Below are 19,997 nucleotides of genomic sequence, written 5' to 3'. Positions count from 1 at the left end.
TGCGAATGCGGAGCTGCCATGGAGATACTGGCCGACGAGCCGCTGCGCCACCAGGTGTTCGACGTGCCGCAGGTGAAGGCGCAGGTTCACGAATACAGGCGATCGAACGTGCCGAGGCCATGGGTAAAACACCCGACGCCAAGCTGAACCACTATGCCGAGACCGCATCCGCACTGCTGCGCAAGAACGTTCAGCCCGACCACGAGATGACCTATCTGGACATGGTCAACCTGCCCATGCTGGCCAGGACAGAGAACGCGCGGCACCCGGGACTCAACCTGCAGACATTCACGGACGTGGAGTCCTTCGTCGAAGCGGCGGCCAATCCGACCGCGGGGCACTTTCGTGCCATCGTTCCCATGCAGTTCCAGGGCCCGGGTCTTCTATCGGGCGTTCATCATGTGATGGCCGACGTGAGAACCGAGCCTGGCCAGCCGCCCTCGATCGTCTTCCTGGAAAGCGGCTTTCTGGGCGGAGGCAACTTCGACTGCGTCATGTTCGCGCTGAACTTCGCGCTCAAGTCCCACGAGCATCAGGCGGTGCTGGACGACATGCACAACAACCTGCGCGAGACCGGACGGTTGACCCAGGATGTCGACTTCGAACGGGTCATACGCGGCGGCCGTGGGTTGGACCGGAGGTGGCGAAGGAGTATCTGCGAGGCATCAATTTCGCAGTGGGTGCCGACGTGTTGCCGCCGGCGTTCTACAAACACACGCATTCCAAGACGGAAGCGGGTAGGGTCGATAAAGTGGTCGCTGAGCAAGCCGGTGCCGCGGACACGCCGGACGAGGCGGGCAAGCCACCCGGTCCGCTGGCGCAACGCGTCGAGGACTTCCGCGTGAAGCGACAGTCCCCCGAGACAGTGCAAAGCTACAGCGCCTCGATCGAGGGTTTCCGCATGCAGGAGATCGCGCGCGCCAAGGCTCACGTGCTCAACGCTTTGGACCACAAACTGGCCCAGGCCATCGAGCCACTCCCGTCCATGGGGCCCGAACTGGCGGTCACCGACGGCGGTGAGAGCACGGATGATCAGGAGGTCGTTGAGTCGGGGCCGCCGCAGCGCACCTTGCAGGACGTGCTCGGTCAATCGCCGCCGGCAAACGCGAGCGCGCTTCACGACAGCGCGACAGCGGCCACCGAAGGCCCGCTTCGGCGTACCACTCTGAAGGACTTGTACGACCAGCCTGCGCCGTTGAGCCCGCAGCGATCCCAGCCCGGCGCCACTGGCACCGGCACCGAGAAATGTTGGTACGACGTTCCGGCCTGGGAGGATCCCGCCAAGCTCCACCAGGAGGCGACGGAAAGCTTGATCCAGTGGCGCCGCTTACTGAGAGGCTGAGAGTATTTCGATCATGCCCGCACTACGGCTCAAAGCTGCCGCGTATTGCGCAGGCTATCAGCGTGTTGGGTCGACGGTTGGCGATCGGTCTGGAAGCGGCCTGATCCGGTGGTGACCCCAGAGTTGTCTGCGACAAAAGTCGCGAGAACTCTGACGCGTAGCCGATACCAAGTACCTGAACGTGCTGATCCTGCTGACCATGCCGGTCACCGTCTTCGCCGGCTACCAGCGAGCGCGGCAAGGCTTCACGCCTGCCATCGCCTATACGGTGGCATGGATGGTTCTTACCGCATGTCTGGCCGAGCAGCTGCGCATTCAGTCGATAGGCCGAGGCTCCGGTTGCCGTGTTGGCAGTACGTCCGAAGCGGGAGGGCCATGGATCGGACAGCGCTGGTAATCGATCGCTGATGCAATCGCCCGCGGCCCCTGAGGGAGCCCCTGAGGGGCAGACACTTCGGGCAGGACACGCCCGGCTCAAGAGACTGAAAGCCTCGAGTCGGCGAGCACCGCATTGGCGCGCGACATCGAGCGGCGCGGCGGAGAGTGAACCAAACCGTGGGAGGTTCTCCTCTACGAATGTCCGGGTGTCCGGTTCTATTGCGTTAAGTACTGTACCTGGCCTGTATCGCAGGGAACCATCATCCGGGGATCGTCATGGAACCCGGGAGTCCCATTTAATTTTGACGTTGTGAGGACCTAGCGCATGAAATCCTTCAAATCCGCGACTGCAGTTGTGCTCCTGTTGGCTGCCGCCGGCTTCGTCGCCCCTGCGTATGCAGTTGGAGTCCAAGAAATATTCGGCCCCAAATATTCGGCATCCGGCGATGTGGGAGTCAAGCGTATCCATGTAGTCAAGGTGGAAAATAAGACCCGCTATTGGTGTGCCACGATACACGACGACGATCGGGCTCCTTGGCCCCACAACATACCGGGTGGGCAGTGGACCGGGGTGCGGGTTGATTCGCTCAAGAGGTACCGAGTGGATGTTTATCCGGGTGTTAACTGCACGGGGAAACAGAGAAAAACGTTTTACCCCACCGGGGCGGCCACGCATTGGATCATTCACGACTAGTAGAAGGGTTGTGACGGCAGGGTTGTCAATCCGGGTGGGTCTCTGATGGGGCAACTAAGAACATGGCCCGAAACAACTTACCGTTTTGGGGGTGCTGGGCGGGCGTGCTGCGGCGTTGCTCCTCACTTGTGTGGCTCGCCACACGGCGCTCGGAGCGCCTTGCATCGCATCCCGCCCAGCGCCCCCTAAACGGGAACCTATTCCGGGCCAAATCCTCACGGCGCTCAGCCGCACGCAGCCGCACGCAGCCGCACGCAGCCGCACGCAGCCGCACGCAGCCGCACGCAGCCGCTGTGCATCGACGAGCTCGGCGACCTCAACTTGAAGAGCGAACAGGTCAACGCCTTCTTCCGCCTGATGGATCAGCGCTACGGACGCGTCAGCACGATCATCACCACGAAGCTTGACTACCCCGCGTGGTATGCGCTGTTCGACAACAAGCCGCTGGTAGATGCGCTGCTCGATCGTCTGCAGCACCACTGCATCACCATCCGCATCGACGGACCGTCCCTGCGCGCAAGCACCGCCGGCGATGCGTCAGCGGCACCCGTCCCCTCACCGCGACCCAAACGCGGTCGAACGCCCGCGCCCGAGGCTCAAAGGCTGAGAGTTTTTTCGATCATGCCCGCTCATCACGCCAAAAGCCCTCTGCTCGTCGTTGCAAATGCTCGCCATAGCCAAGCTATGGCTGCGCTTTGCGCGTAGATCAGGCGCCTTTTGACGTGCTGCTCGGACCGTTCGAAATACTCTCAGCCTCTCAGTGAGCCCCCTTCCAGGGGCCCCATCGCGGCGTAGCGCCACGCGGCGACGAGCGTCCTTCCGCCCGGCTTGCCGACCCGCCGTACGAGCATCGTTCACACGATCAACTGCGCACTCTGTGGGTCAGGTTCAGGTGAGCTCAGTAATGGTCAAGCGCCGAGATTGTGCTTGTGCTTCTTGTGCCGCTCGTCGTGCTTCTCGTCGTGCTTCTCGTGCTTCCGCCCGCACTGTGCTGCGAACCGCACCCGCGGCCTGCCAATCCTGGCCGATCGTCTTGTAGGTCAATGCGATGAACAGAGGAACTCCCACGTTCCCGAACAAGTCTCGTAAACCTTTGTGAGGTATCAGGTTAAAGAGGGACGCCAAAGCAGTAGCGGCCTTCAAACCCGCCGCCCGGGTTGCTGAATGATCACGCCACCGTGCATAGTCGCGTTCTTCATAGAGTGGGTTTGCGCCTGTCAATCGCGGATTCCACTCCTGATAGGTACCCGCTGCCACCGCTTCGGCGCGCGTCAACTGGTACCAGTCAAATACTTCCGCCCACCAGTTGTTGATTGCTCGAACTAAGGCAACTTTGGACGCGGCACTGACCAGCAATGAAAAGTCATTGAGTGGATTGGAAAGAGCATTTGTCATCGCCTGGCTCTCGGCGGGAACGCCCATGATGTAACCCCCCGCGGGGGCAATGCCAGGTGCCAATTGTTCCATCAGCGTATTGCCAAGATAGTTGGACGCGACCTGTGTGATGCCAAAGCGGCCAGAGGTAATGCTCAATTGCGAGTCCGTGTTGCCGCGGGAGTCAGGATCGTCGTGGAACCCCACCATGCTGAAGCTCGCCTGCAGCGAGTCTCGAAGGATCGCATAGGCCGAGTTCTTGACGCTCTGAGCGAACGCGTTTGCCGCCTGGATGCCATTGCCGGTGCGGAAGCCAGCGATAGTAAAGCCCAGACTGACGGCTTCCCCGAACATATGCATGGCGAACACGGCTTTGGCATGGAATTGCTGCCGCTCGCGCATGGCTTGCTGCAGCTCGGCGGGGGTCTCTGCCCACTCTTGCGGTGTCGCTGCATGGAAGCCGCGCGCGGCTTCGTCGGGGTTGCGTGCCAACTGGCGAAGGCGCATTCTTTCGTGGGCATAGTTCAGAATGGATGTGCTGGTGTGCAACCCTAATGCGAGTCCTGGCTGGTTCCGCAAGGACATGGTGATTGCGATCGCAAGGGCCTCTCGCGCATAGGTCGCCATGCCCGTGCCGACCAACTGGTGCAAGGCATGGCCTGCGAGGGCGCCAGACCCACGGAGCACGTTAGTCAGTGTCGTTCGCTCTAGTGAGATCCTATTCAGGAATGTCAAATAGTGCGGCTGGCGCTCCTCCGGCTGCGGTCCACTCCCCGTCGGCTCAGTCCCCGCGGGCCTTCTCCGCCTTCGCCCTAGCCCAAACAAAACTGGGGGTAGCTCCCACATCTGCTGCGGTCCACTCCCCGGCGACTCAGTCACCGCGGGGTCGACGTCTGCGGTGGAAGAAGCAATTGGCAGACTCTCCTCTGGCGTCACTTGCTCGGCCGTTGGCTGCTCGGAGGGCCCCTGCGGGGCTTCAGGAGAAGTGCCCGACGTGCTCGCTTCCACGCCGTCCGAGCCTGCGGTCCCTTGGCGCGACTCAGGAATGTCGATGACATGCGGCAACAACTCGGGATGCAACACCTCGGGACGAACAGGATCACCCGAAGGAGTGACGTTCCGAATCAGGATGTCGTCAGGAATGTCGATGCCATTCGACCCGTCGAGACGACCAAGTTCATCCGAAGGAGGGACGATCGGCGGCGGGTTGATGCGATCGCGTGCCCCTGAAGGCATGGTCGACGTCGATGCCTGATCCTGGTTCGATTCGCTTGCCGGGGGCGTTAGGACGCTGGTCGGTTCTTGGGGCCGGAGAAGACGACGGGTTACGTAGGCTTCAATGGGCGGGAGCGGGCGCGCCGCTCGCACGAGGTCGCGCCGACCGGCCGCCCAGATCGCGTCGATCCCGCGTAGGGGCGTGCCTTCAGGCCGAGGAGCCGAGACTGACGGTGGAGTCTCAGACTCTACCGAAGACGCGGTTTGCGTCGATGTCTGGATCCGCTGGCCTCTTGCCGCGGGCGCTTCTACGTCGATCTGGTCTACCCACGTGACTCTACGCAGATCTGCCGAGGCGGATTCGCGAGCCGCTGGCTGCGAAGGTGCGGGTTGGGGTGGCTCTTCATCCCGGAATGGCACATCAGGGGACTCACTCCCCGGCGCGTGTTCCATGGCAGCGCCGGCACGTTCGTCCGGATAGGGGTAATCGACGGTAACGATCGCAAGCTCGTCGTTGCTTTGCGTCGAGGCGGGTTCGCGAGCCGCTGCCTGCGAAGGTGCGGGGTGGGGTAGCTCTGCATCCCGGAGTGGCACATCAGATGACTCACTCCCCGACGCGCCTTCCGTGGCAGCGCTGGCAGGTTCGTCCGGATCGGTCCGAGCGGCGGGGGCGGTCACCAGCGCTTCAGTGCTTTGCGTCGCGTCGGATTCGCGATCCGCTGCCTGCGGAGGTGCGGGGTGGGGTGGCTCTTCATCCCGGATTGGCACATCAGAGGACTCACTCCCCGACGCGTCTTCCGTGGCAGCGCTGGCAGGTTCGTCCGGAACGGTCAGAACGGGGGCGGTCGCAAGCGCTTCGCTGCTTTGCGGCGCGAGCGGTTCTGCCTGTGGTCCTAGTTCACGCCCCAGCGACTCCGTCCGCTGGGGGGCGATGGCCGACGCCTCGGGATGCTGCCCTGCAGCCGTGCCGTCCACCCCCTCTGGCGTCAGTTGCTCGGGCGTTGTCTGCTCGGAGGTCACCTGCGGAGCTGCACCCGATGTGCTCGCTCCCGCGTCGCCGGAGCTTGCGGGTAGCAGGCGCGGCCGTTCAACTGGGGCGAACAGTGCCTCCTGCTGAAGTTCGTCGACGGGCCTCCTGAGCCATTCGTCCAGGTGCCGTGTGACCACAGTCTCCCCGTTCTCGGCGCGCTTTCTGGACTCCAAAGTCGGCTGGTTCTCGGCGCGAGCCTGCTTAAGCCAATCGGCCTTGAACTTCTCGCCCTCATCGAGCTCGCTGGACTTGGGCGCCTCGGAGTTCGAATGATGCCCGCGCCTGAATATGCTCCTGACCTTTTGCTTGAGCCCTCTCTTCTTCGTTTGATCCGGCGCACCAGAGGCTGACGTGGAAGCTTCTGCTTGAATTTCTTGATTCAGCACGAAAGGTGATGTCGTCCCGCGCGGAGCAATGGTTTCTCTGCCAGTGGAAGGGGTTCGCGAGCGGAGCGAAGCAAGACCACCGGGGGCACCAGGGGTGGAAGGTCGGGGGGGGCGCACGTCTTGGTCACCCTCGAGGACCCGTGACGCCGTGATGCAGAACCTATCTTTGATGTTGTTGATGAAATTCATGATCCGTTTGCCTCAGGAGGTGGTAACTTTTGGTTTCTCTTGGGCCGAAGCTTCGGCCTGGTAATCTGCCCGGAGGGAGGTTGCTACCGCAGCGAAGCCCTCGAGCCAATGGGCCAGAAAGCTGCCACTCGTACCCGCTACACGGAAGCGTCCATGCAATTGGCAGTCGCCTCCAGCTGCGGCCACGCTGAGACCCATGAACAGCATCAGTTCCGAGTTCGAGAGCAAGGCAGCGCGGCATCGATCCGCGGTTCCCAGGGCATCTGCTCCAAGATCGGCTGACATGACGAGCACCTGTGCAGCCAAGTCGCACGCGATGCTGACGTCCCGGTCCTTGATCCGCAGCTGATCAACCCCTTCGCTGCTCAGGGCGGAAACCTTCTCCAGCCCCAGAAATGCGCGCGCCTCACACACCAAATCCGTGATCGAGGCCGGCACAGCAAGGGCGGCAGCAACGTCGAAATCGATTTCCGGCTCTTGCACAGACGAGGACGCCTGTTCGACGCCAACAGATGACGGGGCGGCTTGCGTCATCTCTCGCAAAGTGAGAGATGCCGTCAGAACGCCGAGCAGATCGGTCGAAAACAGCAAAGGATCATCGGCATGCTCCATTGGAATGCGCAGCACGAGAACCCCGTTACCCTCCTTGTCCAACGCGAACGCTGCATCCTTGATGAGCGTGATGTGCGTATTGGCCGCCAGCAATGCGGACATCCAAGCTGACTCGCTCACTGCAGTCGGCCGAGGCATGTGTGCCACGACGGCCCACGGGCCTTCGGGTTGGAGCAAAGGGTACGCCAGCAATCCGATGTCGCCCAGCTGCATGCAGCCGGACCGTGAAAACTCGTCCGCCACATGCTCCGAAACGCCAACTGCTAGCGCAGCATCACGCAGCCACTCTCCCCGATCGCCGATAGGAATCTGTGGCGGCGCATCGATGGCCCCTCGTTGGGACGTAACGTGTCCTTGATTCATCTATTTGGTTCCCTGCAGTTCTTCAGATACCTCGAAGATACCGATAGATCTCAAGTCGGGCGTACTGGGACGCGAAGCCGTGAGCAGCCGGGCGAAAACGCCTTGTTGGTGCGGCGAATACCGCCCTTTTCTGCGACTCGTTTGCAGCCCCCTAGCAGTTGGTTATGCATCTGAACCATGGGGAAACGCTGGTAGCGGCGGCCCAAGATTTAAGGTTCAATCGAGCGCGGCTTGTCGTCCGTGGCCCGGTCTTCCGACTTGCCACAAGCTATTCGGAATAGCGCAGCACGGATATTGCTAAGGCAGTGGACCCCTTTTGTTGGGGGGCGGCTGCCCAGCAGTTGTAGGCAGGTCACGTTCTCGCAGTCCCTGAGGCTAGGAGTTTTTCCGGCCGCAGGCATTCTTCTCCAAGACCAAGTCAAGAGGCTCAATGTTCATCGGCGCCCCCGAAATACAACAGATTTCGCCGTACACGGTACATAAGGAGTTCGAAGAGGACGTCCTCGTATGCAATGAACGCGTTCCGATTCCCGCATCCTTCGACGAGAAGCTGCTGGATAACCCAGAGCTTGACGATATCGATCGTGCCGAACTGCGCCGCTTCTATCGGCCCGGTGCGGCTGCAGCCAGCAGTCTGCAGTCAGGCCGCTTGTATTTGCGCAGCCTGCCGACTTGCCTGGATAAATCATGGATGTGCGGCCGGGCTGCGGTCGACTCCTCGCTGTTGGCGAGGTACTACACCGACACGGGCAGCGCACTGGTTCTGCACGCTGACGCCGTTGACGAAATCGACGAGGTGCAGCTCATGCAAGCCTTCGTGGAGCGGCCAGACCACCTGAAGGACAAAGACCGGGTCGCAATCTCGAACATTTTCGACAGGCTGCCTTCGTTCAGCCGCCCTCGTTCCATGTATGTCAATCTGGTGATCGACACGACTAACTCGATCTACTTCCGCCGGCACCAGGAGCATGTCCCAGGAATCATGCTGATCGAGGCGGCTCGCCAGGCGATGTATGCCCACTATCACCACTTCAGCCACTGGACTCGCTCGCAAGCGGCTTTCACGATCGAATCCCTGCACGTGGACTTCCACAACTTCATTAACCCCAACTACCCTGTGCGCATCCGCGTGGAAGAGGTGAGATCAGCTGCCGAGTCGCGTAGCTCCGGCGAGAAGGCGGCAAGCATCGCTTCCTTCTATCAGTCGAACAAGCTGGCGGCGGTAGCGACCTTGCGAGCTAACGTCATCAAGACCGAGCTGTTCAAGCGCATGCGCAACGTCAAGCCGTTGGCATCGTGCAACCGTTTCCTGCCGGTGAAGAACATCGCCAAGACGGCGGCTTTCGTGTCGGCTGGCGGCAAGCGGCTGGAGGGAACGCTCAACGACATCTCGGCCGGTGGCATCAACGCCAGCTTCGATCACGACCCCTCGCTTGAACTCAACGCCCAGTTCGACTTCCTGATGTTCGTCGACACCATCGGCCTCATCGGTGCCAAGGTAGAGCTGCTTTGGAAGGAAGTCCGGGAGGGGCGCAATGTTGCGGGGTTCAAGATTATCGAGATCCAGACTCTGTGCGAAAAGCGCCTTCGCGAGACGATCAAGAATTTCACCTTCCTGAACATGCGCCGCGAAGTGGTGTGAAGCGGTAGCGTCGCTTCGCTTGGCCGGACCCAGGGGCGCGGTCTCGGCCAAGATTCACCACACTCAAACGTTGTGCCGAGCGGCTCCCGCATGGCGGCGCAGCCGTGTGGCGAAGAATCTCCAAGCTCAGCCTCTCAGGCCGCTTTCGGAGCGCGACCTCGTTCAAGTAATTTTCGTGACCGATGAAATTCGCCGGAACTACGCGTCGAGCCGCTGGTGACGTCGATCAATTCCTGCAGCGCGCCAGTGACGCGTTCAGCGTGTTTCCGGTAGGGGCCTGCCATTGTCCGGGCCGCTTCATCCGTCAGGCGGGAGCGGGTCAAAGTCACCACCTTTGCGGCGTCAAAGTGGAACTGCCGATGATCCTCGAGCAGTGAGGTGAACAGCGGCAAATGTCCAAGCCTCGCCCGGCCGGGACCATGGATCCACTTTCCAAGCTCGCAGCGGTCGTCGAAGCAGACGGTCTCCGGCCGCAGATCTTCGGTGGAATCGCCGCGCAAAAAGGCGTCCAGGCGCCGCGTCCATTGTTCGTGTGCGGCAATCGCGGCGGGAAGGTCGAGACCGTCATTCACCGCCCGAGTCATCTCGTCGCGCAGCACATGTCGATCAGGGTCCGCGAAGAACTTGCGAATGGTTTGAAACATGCTTTCAGCGCCTCATGGGTTGGGTCGGTGCGTGCACGTCGGCAGTGAAGCGGCATCGCTTTCGACCCAAGGAGAGGTGTACTGATCGACAAAGGACGATGAGTGGAAGAACCTTGATCGATCGCGCATCGTCGACGTCCCGCGCATCAAGCGGCTCGTACACCAACCTTCAAGAGACACTTGCCGCTTGAGAAAATCGCGAACTTCTTTCCAGGTGGACCAATGCTGATGCTTTTGCTGCGGCGGCACTTGCATGGCGGGTTGGCTGCAATCGAAGGGACCGAGAAGAACCATTTGCTGTTCGAGCGTTCGCAAGAGCTCGGCGAGCTGCCTGCGGGACAGGCCGGCCACCGACATGAGCCAGCTGGTGCTCACGGCGCAAATCGACATGGCTGTGAGTGCCTTGCGGACTTTCATCGTATCCATGTCCAGGGGAACATCCGGCATGCGGCAGATCCGATAGGACGGCGTACTTGAGTTACTACCTGTGGCAACCATGAATCAAGAATCCACCGGCATGGGTTTCAAGTCATGACTTCCATATGACGGATGAGTGATTCGCTTGCGAGCGATCCGCGAATCGAGAGTGGCTGCGCCCGTTTGTGACAAGGTCGGACTCCCGTGTCAGCCGCCCATACCGTTGTCAAGCCCGGCTCGGCAATACAGGAGCATTGCGCAGGCGGACTTCGGCGACGTGGCCAGACGCGGCTCTTGCGTATGCATCACGCAATTCATACATGTAGGCCGATTCCTGGTCGGATTCGATTTCCGCGAAGTACTGGTCGTGGCACGCCAATGCGTCTGCGAAGTCGCCTGCCGCGAACGCAATGCGCGCACGAACGGCGGGGGCGAATGGATGCGTGTGCTGCCAGGGGCCGAGGTCCCTGAGCGTTTGCTGGGCGAGGGTCCGCCTTCCTGCCTCGGCATGCAGCCATGCGAGATCCAGGCAAGCCCAAGCCTTGAAGATGCGCGGCTTGGACTTCTTGACGATGTAATCGAGCGTCGCCACCGCGGTCTCGACCTTTCCCTGTGAATGCTGGTTCATCGCATCGCAATACATGACCCCGTTCTGAAGCAGCATGTCGCGCCGATAAGCGATGCCGCGCGACGTGGCCAGCTCCTCGTCGACCCTGTCCTTCAAGCCCGCCTGAATGAGCGAGATGACGTACCAGGGAAAGATGGTGTGCTCATCGTGCGCGATGCCATCGCGGCGCCATTGCTCGATTGCCCGGCCAAGATGTTCCGCGGCCTCCGCGAACCGCCTGTTCGCCAGGCAGAGGTAGCCGTGTGCGGTCCAGATGGAAGGGCGGCACAAAGCCAGCGGATCGGCCCTCGACGTGATGAGTTCGATGGCAGTCTCGACCCGGCTTGGCAAGCGTTGCTCAAGTGAAATGCACGCGTGCATGGCAGCAATGCGGCTGGCTCGATGCCAGTGCCGATCCGCGATTGCTTGGTCGAGCCGCCCTTGCAAGTTTGCTGCGGCCTCCTTGAGAAGGCCCAAATGGACACTCGCGCTCGCTGCTGTGTACCAGTCTCGGGATGCGCGCGAAGAATCGACCTGCTCCTGTTTTGCGAGGCGATGCATTTCGCGCGAGTGTTCGAGCGAATGGGAGTATTCCTCTCTTCTATCCGCAAGCATGGCGCAGAGGTTTGCGTACGAGACTGCGGCGTTCTGGCACTTGGAGGTCTCGCTGAGGGCGCGCACCTTCTGTGCATACGATTCGGCCTCGGCGAAATCATTCTGCGAAAGGGACGCAGTGAAGAGGAGCTCGAGGGTCTCGAGCGTGTCGCCCTGATGAGTGCCTTGGCTCGACAGCGCGAAGGCCTTGTCGAGGTGGCTTCGGCCGATCGCGACCTTGCCCTGCTTCAGGTGCATCTTTCCGAGCGCGCGCCGGACGGCGGCACAGCTTTCATGGTCGCCGGTCGACTCGGCAATGTCGAGCAGGCGCTGCCCGAGGGCCGCGCAGGCTGGATCGTTCAGAGATGCAAGCGCGTGCAGGTATTCAATCTGGACCCGGAAGTTGTGCGGCTCCATGTCGAGAACGACTTTGAACAAGTTCGCCGCGGCTCGCCATTGTCGGTTCATCAATGCCTGCATCGCACGCGAAAGGACTTGAGTCGCGAGCGGGTCGTCATGGTGGGACAGCAGGGTAGGTATGCGCTCGCCGGTGATGATGCCCACGACCTCCTGCGTGATCGCGCGCGGCAGGGCTTCCAGCGCGGCATCAGTGACCTTGCGGGTGTGTTGCTCGCCCTTCGCATGCAAAGTGATCGTCGCGACAAAGCCGGCGGAGGAGCGGGTGACGTCCACTTCGACTGCATGCGTCCATCCGTTCGTGGCGCACAGTGCGCTGACCACCTCGTTGCGCGGCGCAGTGGGCTTTTCTGGGGGGGGCGAGCTCAAAACCGTCTCCGTCGGTGCGACCGACACCCGATGGGTTGCCGCGAGATGACCTGTCAGCACCGACATGAGGCCGAGCCTGATCCAGTCCAGTCGCGGGTCGCCGACTGAATTCGTGAACGGGAGCACAGCGACCATCGGGCCTTTGGTCCCGGTGGCTGCTGACGGCGCTGTAGCAGAAGATCCTGCAGCTGGTTGCGACTGCGTTTCCTTCACGTCGGCGACGAACTGGTAGCCGACGCGCGGGACGGTTCGGATAAAGCCCTCGCTCGCCGAGTCTTCAATGGAGTGACGCACTTTCATGACAGCCCGCGCGACGCAGGCTGAGGAGACAAAATCGCGCGCCCAAATGACCTTGGCAAGTTCCTCCTTCGTCACAACCCGCTGGCGATGCTTGATGAGGTAGAGAAGAAGGTCGAATGGAAGTGGCTCCATCGGTTTGACGTCGTTGACGTGCCGAAGCACCCGCGTCCCCGCATCGAGTTCGAACTCCGCGAACCTGACGACGATACCGTCGCTGGGTGCCGATTGTGCGTTTGGTATTGCCATGTTCCTATCCGTGGCGGGAGCCAAGGTGTCCGATGCGCTGACGAGCCGCCAGTACTACAGGGCCGCGGGGGCCACCGATGTCGCGCCGGCCTATATATCGAGGGGCATCGCAATGCTCCGTCATCGCCGCCATTGCCATGCCGAGTCTTGAAGCGCTGGGAGATCTCGAGCACACATCGAAGGCCTGTTCAGCGACTATGTTGCGCGTTCGCAGGCACCGGCTTCAGGCTTGTAGACGGTGAATGCAGGCGGGGGAAGGGCGGCGGCCCCTGCGGGTTCATCGCGAAGCGGTGAAGAGTTGAACGGGCGAGAGGCGCGGGCGTGAACCAATTTCTCTTGCATCGACCCCACCTGCTCCAGGTAGGCAGGCAATGAATCGACGCTTCGGGCGAGGCGCCGGTGCGTCCCCGCCGCCTGCGCATTCATGTCCTTGGCGAACTTGTACCTTGCATCCAGCTCCCTGCCCATCGGCAATTCGCTGAGCCATGGCCCCAGGCGCTGGAGCAGCTGTTCCGCAGTTCCCAGTTGCTCTCTTTCAATGGCCAGCCATGCGATGTTCATCGTTGCGCAAGCTCGCCAGAACCCCACGGGTGCGGAGTCGACAACGGCGCTGAAGTCAGCGTCCAACTTGGGCGGTGCTTCCTTGAGGTCCAGGGATACCCTGCAGCAAAGCTCCAAAAGTACTTGGGACTGTCGGTCCATGCCCGGAAGGGGAAGAGCCCGGAAGTCCACGCATGCTGTTTGTGCGGCGTCATGCTCGTCCGCTTGTGCGAGCGTGAACACCAGCCACTGTGCCGTGTGCCGGATGCAGGCCGAGTAATCGTGGCGTAGCCGAAGATCCATCGATTCACGCATCAGCCGTGCGGCCACCTTGTAGGCGCCGCAGGCGGCTTCGTGATGTGCCCGTGCCGCCAGCATCGAGGCGCGGACGGTGGGACGTGTATCGAGCATCACATCGACCAGTGCCAGCACATCGACGCACCTGGACGGTTCGCGCAGGCAGCGGTACACCAGGCACAGGAACTCCGCCAGTTTTGCGGTCCTGGCATGCTCTGCACACTCAATTGCCACAGAGAGTGCTGCTTCGGCGTGTTCTGTGGCCTCATGCACGAGGCCCAGTTCGAAGCAAGATCGAGCAAGGTCCAGCGAAGCGTTAATGAACAGCTGGTCCAGGCGGTGCTGCCTGGTTTGGGCAACGATCTTGCGTCCAAGCTGCATGCCTTGCACGACATCCCCTCTTCTTGTCGCGAGCACGGCGATGTTGCTTTTGTGGTTCAGGGCATCGGTCAGGCGCCTTGGCGAAGCGCAGTCGAGTTCGGTGTGCAGCGCTTCGGCGACGTCGAACTCGCGCCTGCGCAGAGCCAAGGTGGATAAAAGGACGCGCGCCGTGAATTGCTCTTGCGCCCTGCCAAGAACGGCGGCGAGCTCAAGAGCTCGCCTCATGTGGTCTTCGCTCGTGGTGTCGTCATGGCGCTCGAGAAGTGCGCGGCCCAGCGCCAAGTGCACTGTGATGGCGAGGTCCGTGTCGCCATTGCTCCCCGCAAGTTCCAGAAGGCCCCAGCCCATAGGCAAGGCATCCTCGTGCCCTTGACCAGCCAAGGCCTCAAGCAATGCCACACGCACCGGAAGATCGTTCGCTGTGATGTCCAGAGCCACACTCAACAGGTTGACCGCTTTGCACCAATGCTGCCTCGCAAGCGCCTGCAAGGCGCGCACCATCACCTGATGGACGAGCGGATCGTCGACCGGCTCGCTGCGTGCGAGCCCGCCTGCCACGGTGCCTTTGACGGAGCCCCTGATCGCCTCGGCGAGGCGCTCAGCAAGCGTCGTCAAGTCGGATGCAATGAGCCGCTCGCAGGCCTGCGACGGAAAGATGGTGTAGTCGAACCAGTACGCGTTCTCATTGCCGCCGACACTCACTTCGACAATGTGACGCACGCCCAGAACCTGGCTCAGGTGCGTCTGCTTTGCCTGTCGGGGCACATCCCGATCGATGATGGAATGCGCCTGAAGCAGCTTGGCAACCGGCGGCAAAGTGATGCTTGGATCCGCGCCAAGCGCTTGCGTCACCATTGACATGAGTCCCAGTTCCACCCAGCCCAGATCAGCGCTGCCCGTGTTGTTCTGGAACGGCAGCACCGCAAGAGTGACGGGCTCAGGTGCCGTCGGAGAAGCATTCGATGCAGGCAATCGCGGTGACGCTGCGCTGGCATTCACTTGAATGGTGACAAGGTCTCCGGTGAATTGATAGCCGTGCCGGTGCAGGGTGCGGATGAATCGTGGCCGGGTCCCATTGTCCCCGATCGCCTGCCGTGCCTTCATGATGGCGCGGGCGACGACGCTCGGCGTGACGGTTTCGTCGGGCCACAACTTCTCCAGCAAGTCGTCCCGCGACACTGTGCGGTGCCGGTGCTGGATCAGATAGGCCAGCAAATCGAATGGCTTGGGTTCAAGCACACGCAATTCGCCATCGACAAAGATCTCGCGGGAGGCGATTCGAACCTCACAGGAGCCAAACCGGATGATTTCCTGGACCACGTTCAGACCTCTACCTCTCTGGGGTGCGGGGTGTCATCCCAAGGCTGGGGTGCCCGGGCAGGTATGACGATTTGATTCTAGTATTGATCAGAACTGATGTTTACAGAAGTAAACAAGTCAGAAATCACGATTGAGTGTGTGGCTGTGGCAAAACGGACGCGTTACGTGGATTTCGCCCTTGTTACAGGGGAGATGCCCCATCTCGTCAAGGGTAGCCCAGTCAAGAACAGTCACGAAAGCCAGCGATTGACTGACCTTCACAGGCAAGGCGCAGCCACCCAAGGAATCATTCCGTGAACGTTCTTCGTGATGGCGATGCCTGAAAGAAAGGCCTCCTGCGCGTGCCATAGTTCTTTGTCGCAAGGGTGTTCCGCGTTGACCGATTCGGCGAGCAGCAATCAAGCTGTTGATTGGCTCAACAAATCAACTATTCGTGCGAGACACCCATGTTCACTGCGAGCCTTAAACGGCTCCCCATCCAGGGTGTTGTCGGCGAGGGCACGCATGCCTTCGTCCCCGATCCTGTTATGGCAATGCAAAAGTGAATCTTGCACTTGGTGGCGGCGCGAAGTTCGGCCGTTTGATCGATGTCTATTCGAGAGATTTCAATCGCCGGTAGAGCGTTCGCTCGCTGATGCCCAGGCGCTGGGCCAGCGCTTGGCGCGTGAGTGTCGTCGTGTGAGCCATCCGGCGTAGTTCATCATCCCCAACCGACGCTGTCGGGCCGGGCTGTCCCGCGGGTGGTGGCCGATGCGACGGTCGTTTCTCGATGATGTGGTCAGGAAGATGTTCGGGGCGTACCACGCCGTTGTCTGCGAAGAGCCGTGCGCGCTCCAGCACGTTGCGCAACTCGCGGATGTTGCCGGGCCAGTCATATGCCTGGAGTTTGACCAAGGCCTCGGGCCTGACTGAGACGGGGTGCTTGCCGCAGCCGCCGCGCCGGAGGATGGAGTCGACGAGCGTCGGAATGTCGTCCAGGCGCTCGCGCAGCGGTGGCAGGTGGATCGGAAACGCCGCAATTCGGTAGTAAAGGTCCTGGCGAAAGAGCCTGTCGGCGACCATGTCCTGCAAGGGCTTGTGAGTGGCAGCCACGAGCCTGATGTCGGCCTTCTGTGTCTCGACGCTTCCCACGCGTCGAAAAGTTCCAGACTCGATCAGCCGCAGCAGCTTCACTTGCAGCGCAAGTGACACATCGCCCATCTCGTCCAGAAACAGGGTGCCGCCCTGGGCCGTCTCGACGAGGCCGATCTTGCGCGTGTGCGCCCCCGTGAAGGCTCCCCGTTCATAACCGAACAATTCGCTCTCGAACAGCGTTTCAGTGAGACCCGAGCAATCCACCACCACGAATGGCCGGCTCGCGCGGTTGCTCGTTTCGTGCACGGCGCGCGCGAACAGCTCTTTGCCTGTGCCCGATTCGCCGAGCAGCAGCACGGGCAGCGTCGATGGCGCGACACGTTGCACAGCTTCAAGCGCGGCGATGAATGTGGCCGACCGGCCCACCAGGCCCTCGGCACTGGGCCTCACCGAAGCATGGCGCACGGTCGCGAGGCGTTCGACGTAAGCGACGATTTCGCGCCGTTCATCGAATATGGGGCGCAGTTCCACGTCGACGTGTTCGGGGCCCCGCGGCGTGTGATGGATGTGCAGCACGCGGTCGGGTGCCTTGAGTTCCGTGGCTCGCTTCATCGGGCAATGTTCACCGGCCTGGTCGCACGGAACGTCGTAGTGATGCGAGACGCGAAAGCACTTGTGGCCCAGATACGGCTTGCCATCGGTTCCGAATTGGCGCTGGTATGCCGTGTTCGCAGCGAGGATGCGGTACTGCGGATCGAGCACGATCATGGGTGCCGCATCGTGTTCCAGATAGGAGATCAAGGACTGCACCTGCGGAGTCGACGTCATGTCGACCGGGGTCGTCATGAGGCTTGCACGTGTGACGGGGGAGGCGGCCATGTCCTGGTTTCGGGAGGCGCGCCGGACGGCGCGAAGCCCGTGATTCTGCCGACTGTGGCGGGCACTGCCAAAAGACTGCCATTTTGCTGCCATGGCGCTGCCATCGAGGGAGGGTGTCCCTTGTCGCGAAAGCATTGGCTGCGGCTGGTAGCGAGAAAAGTTTTTGTATGTCAATGACATGCGTCTGTCCCTCCCATGTCTTGGACATTGGCATGAGTCTTGAATTAAGGACATGGCCCAAGATGCGATCTTGAGCGACATCCACCGCGGCTCCCTGCAGGTCGAAGGCCTGTGCGACCCTGTCACCTCTGCGGTCAGGTCGTCCTCATGAGTCAAGACGTTCTTTGATTTATCAACCACTACAAGCCAACAATTCAATGAACACTCATCGCTCTACGCCAGCACCCTCGGTGTTGCCACGGCATTCCTCGGGCGACATGCGCGCCGAAGCTTCCCACCAGATCGTGATCGTTGGCGGAGGCGCGGCCGGGATCGCAGTGTCCGCGAGCCTGCTTGCTCGAAGTCCCGGTCTGGACATTGCCGTGATTGACCCGGCCGACACCCACTATTACCAGCCTGGGTGGACGATGGTCGGAGCGGGTGTGTTCGAGCCTGGGGCCACCGCTCGCACCATCGCGTCGGTCCTGCCGCCCGGCGTGCAATGGATCAAGTCCGCGGTCGCCGCCTTCGACCCCGATCGAAACGCAGTGATTCTCGACGGCGGCCGTGCGGTGAAGTACCGCCAACTCGTCGTGTGCCCCGGTCTGAAGCTGGACTGGCAGGCGATCTCGGGGTTGGCCGAGACGCTGGGCCGCAACGGTGTCACGTCAAACTATCGCTACGACCTTGCGCCGTACACCTGGGAACTCGTACAGCGGCTTCGCGGCGGTCGCGCTGTTTTCACCCAGCCACCGATGCCAATCAAGTGCGCCGGCGCGCCGCAAAAGGCGATGTATCTCTCGGCGGACCATTGGCGGCGCCAACGTGTGCTCAAGGAAGTCGACATCCAGTTCTGCAACGCCGGTGCCGTGCTCTTCGGCGTTCAGGACTACGTGCCGGCCCTGATGGAATACGTGCAGGCGTACGGCATCGGACTGAACTTCGGCGAGACGCTGGTGGCTGTCGACGGACCAGCCCGCCTGGCGACGTTCCGCAAGTCCGGCCCCGGCGGCGAGGACATCATCGTCACGCGCGAGTTTGATCTGCTCCACGTCGTGCCGCCACAGAAGGCGCCGGACTTCGTTCGCGCCAGCCCCTTGGCGGATGCCTCCGGCTGGGTCGATGTCGAGCCGGCCACGCTGCGCCACAAGCGCTTCCCGAACGTCTTCGCGCTCGGCGACGTCGGCAACACGCCGAATGCGAAGACGGCCGCCGCGGTCCGCAAGCAGGCTCCGGTGGTGGCGCACAACGTTCTGGCCTGGCTAGGCCGAACAACGGGCGAGGCACGCTATGACGGCTATGGGGCCTGCCCGCTCACGGTGGAGCGGGGCAAGATCGTCCTCGCGGAGTTCCTCTACGGCGGCAAGGTCGCGCCAACATTTCCCAAATGGCTCATCGATGGCACCCGGCCTTCGCGTGCAGCCTGGTATCTCAAGCAGCACATCCTTGCGCCGCTGTATTGGAAGGCCATGCTCAAGGGGCGCGAATGGCAGGCGCAGCCTGAGGTGGCTCCGTGAGCTGGCCGAGATGCCAATGAGTCTCGAGGTCCTGGGGCTCGGTGCGGTCGTCGGCCTGATCCTCGCCTTGACCGGTGCTGGAGGCGGCATCCTCGCCGTTCCGTTGCTCGTGCTCGGCTTGCACCTGCCGATTGCTCAGGCGGCGCCAGTCGGTCTCATCGCTGTCGGCCTCGCGTCGGGTTTCGGAGCGATCCTGGGGCTGCGTGAAGGAATCGTCCGCTACCGCGCTGCCGCGTTGATCGGCATCACAGGCATGGCGCTCGCTCCGCTGGGCCTGCGCCTCGCGCGCAATCTGCCCAACGGCCCATTGACTGTCGGTTTCGCCGTCGTGCTCGCCTATGTGGCGCTGAGAATGCTGCTGCGCTCCATGCAGACTGCGACGCCAGCGGATGCGTCGAAGCACGCTCATTGGCCTTGCGTCGTCAACCCGCAGGAAGGGCGCTTGTTGTGGACGCTGCCCTGTGCCCGCCTCCTCGCGGCCACGGGCGTCGCCTCCGGCCTGCTCAGCGGGCTGCTCGGCGTCGGCGGTGGGTTCGTCATCGTGCCCGCGCTCACGCGGTTCACGAACCTGGCACCACGGAGCATCCTGGCCACCTCGCTGGCCGTGATCGCGCTGGTATCTGTCAGCGGGGTGGGCGCGGCAGCGATGCAGCGATCGATCGAATGGAATGTTGCGTTGCCGTTCGCGGCTGGCTCAGTCGCCGCGCTGCTCATCGGGCGGCGCATCGCGGCGCGTGTCGCAGGCGTGCGGCTCCAGCAGATATTCGCCCTGACAAGTTGCGCCGTGTCGCTGCTGATGTTGTTCAAGGGTTTGGGATGGCTCGCCCGCTTATGAGCTTTTCACCGAAGCCGTGGGTTGTCCTGAGAGGCTGAGAGTATTTCGATCATGCCCGCTCATCACGCCAAAAGTCCCCTGCTCGTCGTTGCAAATGCTCGCCATAGCCCGCTATGGCTGCGCTTTGCGCCTAGATCAGGTGCCTTTTGGCGTGCTGCTCGGACACGCTCGAAATA

Annotated in this window: 12 protein-coding genes and 2 pseudogenes; 8 read left to right on the top strand and 6 right to left on the bottom strand. The window is 61.9% G+C overall.

Features of this window, described 5'->3' with window-relative positions:
• Nucleotides 1–5: 5 nt before the first annotated feature.
• The 4 genes and pseudogenes from AC30NL_RS15305 to AC30NL_RS15290 all read left to right on the top strand — a co-directional run.
• Nucleotides 6–449, top strand: a pseudogene (locus tag AC30NL_RS15305) (YopJ family acetyltransferase); the annotation flags it as partial.
• A gap of 191 nt (nt 450–640) precedes the next feature.
• On the top strand, nt 641–1,342 hold the full coding sequence (locus tag AC30NL_RS15300; RefSeq protein WP_489464861.1) for a YopJ family acetyltransferase: 702 nt from the start codon (nt 641–643) through the stop codon (nt 1,340–1,342).
• 181 nt (nt 1,343–1,523) lie between these two features.
• On the top strand, nt 1,524–1,739 hold the full coding sequence (locus AC30NL_RS15295) for a hypothetical protein (protein ID WP_489464860.1): 216 nt from the start codon (nt 1,524–1,526) through the stop codon (nt 1,737–1,739).
• Between the two features lie 945 nt (nt 1,740–2,684).
• Nucleotides 2,685–3,119 (top strand): annotated as a pseudogene (locus AC30NL_RS15290) (ATP-binding protein); the annotation flags it as partial.
• Between the two features lie 183 nt (nt 3,120–3,302).
• Here the strand turns inward: AC30NL_RS15290 and AC30NL_RS15285 are convergent.
• Both AC30NL_RS15285 and AC30NL_RS15280 read right to left on the bottom strand, forming a co-directional pair.
• Entirely contained in the window at nt 3,303–4,415 is a 1,113-nt protein-coding gene (locus AC30NL_RS15285) for a hypothetical protein (RefSeq protein ID WP_489464859.1), read from the bottom strand.
• 2,205 nt (nt 4,416–6,620) lie between these two features.
• Complete coding sequence (locus AC30NL_RS15280; protein WP_489464858.1) at nt 6,621–7,313, bottom strand: type III secretion system chaperone; 693 nt, start codon at nt 7,311–7,313, stop codon at nt 6,621–6,623.
• A gap of 700 nt (nt 7,314–8,013) precedes the next feature.
• On the opposite strand from AC30NL_RS15280, the gene AC30NL_RS15275 reads away from it, so the two are divergent.
• The gene (locus AC30NL_RS15275) at nt 8,014–9,225 is read left to right on the top strand and encodes an AfsA-related hotdog domain-containing protein (protein WP_489464857.1); all 1,212 of its coding nucleotides are present in this window, start codon (nt 8,014–8,016) and stop codon (nt 9,223–9,225) included.
• A 134-nt stretch (nt 9,226–9,359) separates the two neighbouring features.
• Here AC30NL_RS15275 and AC30NL_RS15270 read toward each other — a convergent pair whose 3' ends face one another.
• Together AC30NL_RS15270 and AC30NL_RS15265 are read right to left on the bottom strand one after the other, a co-directional pair.
• Complete coding sequence (locus AC30NL_RS15270) at nt 9,360–9,824, bottom strand: CZB domain-containing protein (protein WP_489464856.1); 465 nt, start codon at nt 9,822–9,824, stop codon at nt 9,360–9,362.
• Between the two features lie 688 nt (nt 9,825–10,512).
• The gene (locus AC30NL_RS15265; protein ID WP_489464855.1) at nt 10,513–12,819 is read right to left on the bottom strand and encodes a winged helix-turn-helix domain-containing protein; all 2,307 of its coding nucleotides are present in this window, start codon (nt 12,817–12,819) and stop codon (nt 10,513–10,515) included.
• On the opposite strand from AC30NL_RS15265, the gene AC30NL_RS15260 reads away from it, so the two are divergent.
• Entirely contained in the window at nt 12,818–12,970 is a 153-nt protein-coding gene (locus AC30NL_RS15260; RefSeq protein ID WP_489464854.1) for a hypothetical protein, read from the top strand. The genes AC30NL_RS15265 and AC30NL_RS15260 overlap by 2 nt on opposite strands.
• A gap of 44 nt (nt 12,971–13,014) precedes the next feature.
• Here the strand turns inward: AC30NL_RS15260 and AC30NL_RS15255 are convergent, their stop codons facing one another.
• Together AC30NL_RS15255 and AC30NL_RS15250 are read right to left on the bottom strand one after the other, a co-directional pair.
• The gene (locus AC30NL_RS15255) at nt 13,015–15,357 is read right to left on the bottom strand and encodes a winged helix-turn-helix domain-containing protein (protein WP_489464853.1); all 2,343 of its coding nucleotides are present in this window, start codon (nt 15,355–15,357) and stop codon (nt 13,015–13,017) included.
• Between the two features lie 591 nt (nt 15,358–15,948).
• Nucleotides 15,949–17,277: a sigma-54 interaction domain-containing protein gene (locus tag AC30NL_RS15250; RefSeq protein WP_489464862.1), complete on the bottom strand. Its 1,329-nt coding sequence runs from the start codon at nt 17,275–17,277 to the stop codon at nt 15,949–15,951.
• Nucleotides 17,278–17,687: 410 nt separating this feature from the next.
• Between AC30NL_RS15250 and AC30NL_RS15245 the strand changes: the two genes are divergently transcribed.
• Both AC30NL_RS15245 and AC30NL_RS15240 read left to right on the top strand, forming a co-directional pair.
• The gene (locus tag AC30NL_RS15245; RefSeq protein WP_489464852.1) at nt 17,688–18,986 is read left to right on the top strand and encodes an NAD(P)/FAD-dependent oxidoreductase; all 1,299 of its coding nucleotides are present in this window, start codon (nt 17,688–17,690) and stop codon (nt 18,984–18,986) included.
• A 10-nt stretch (nt 18,987–18,996) separates the two neighbouring features.
• Complete coding sequence (locus AC30NL_RS15240) at nt 18,997–19,821, top strand: sulfite exporter TauE/SafE family protein (RefSeq protein ID WP_489464851.1); 825 nt, start codon at nt 18,997–18,999, stop codon at nt 19,819–19,821.
• The last annotated feature ends 176 nt before the right edge of the window (nt 19,822–19,997 follow it).

The organism is Rhizobacter sp., assembly GCA_021153565.1.
GTDB lineage: Bacteria > Pseudomonadota > Gammaproteobacteria > Burkholderiales > Burkholderiaceae_C > Albitalea.
Note: the sequence above shows the minus strand (reverse complement) of the source record. Positions and strands in the feature narration are given on the sequence as shown.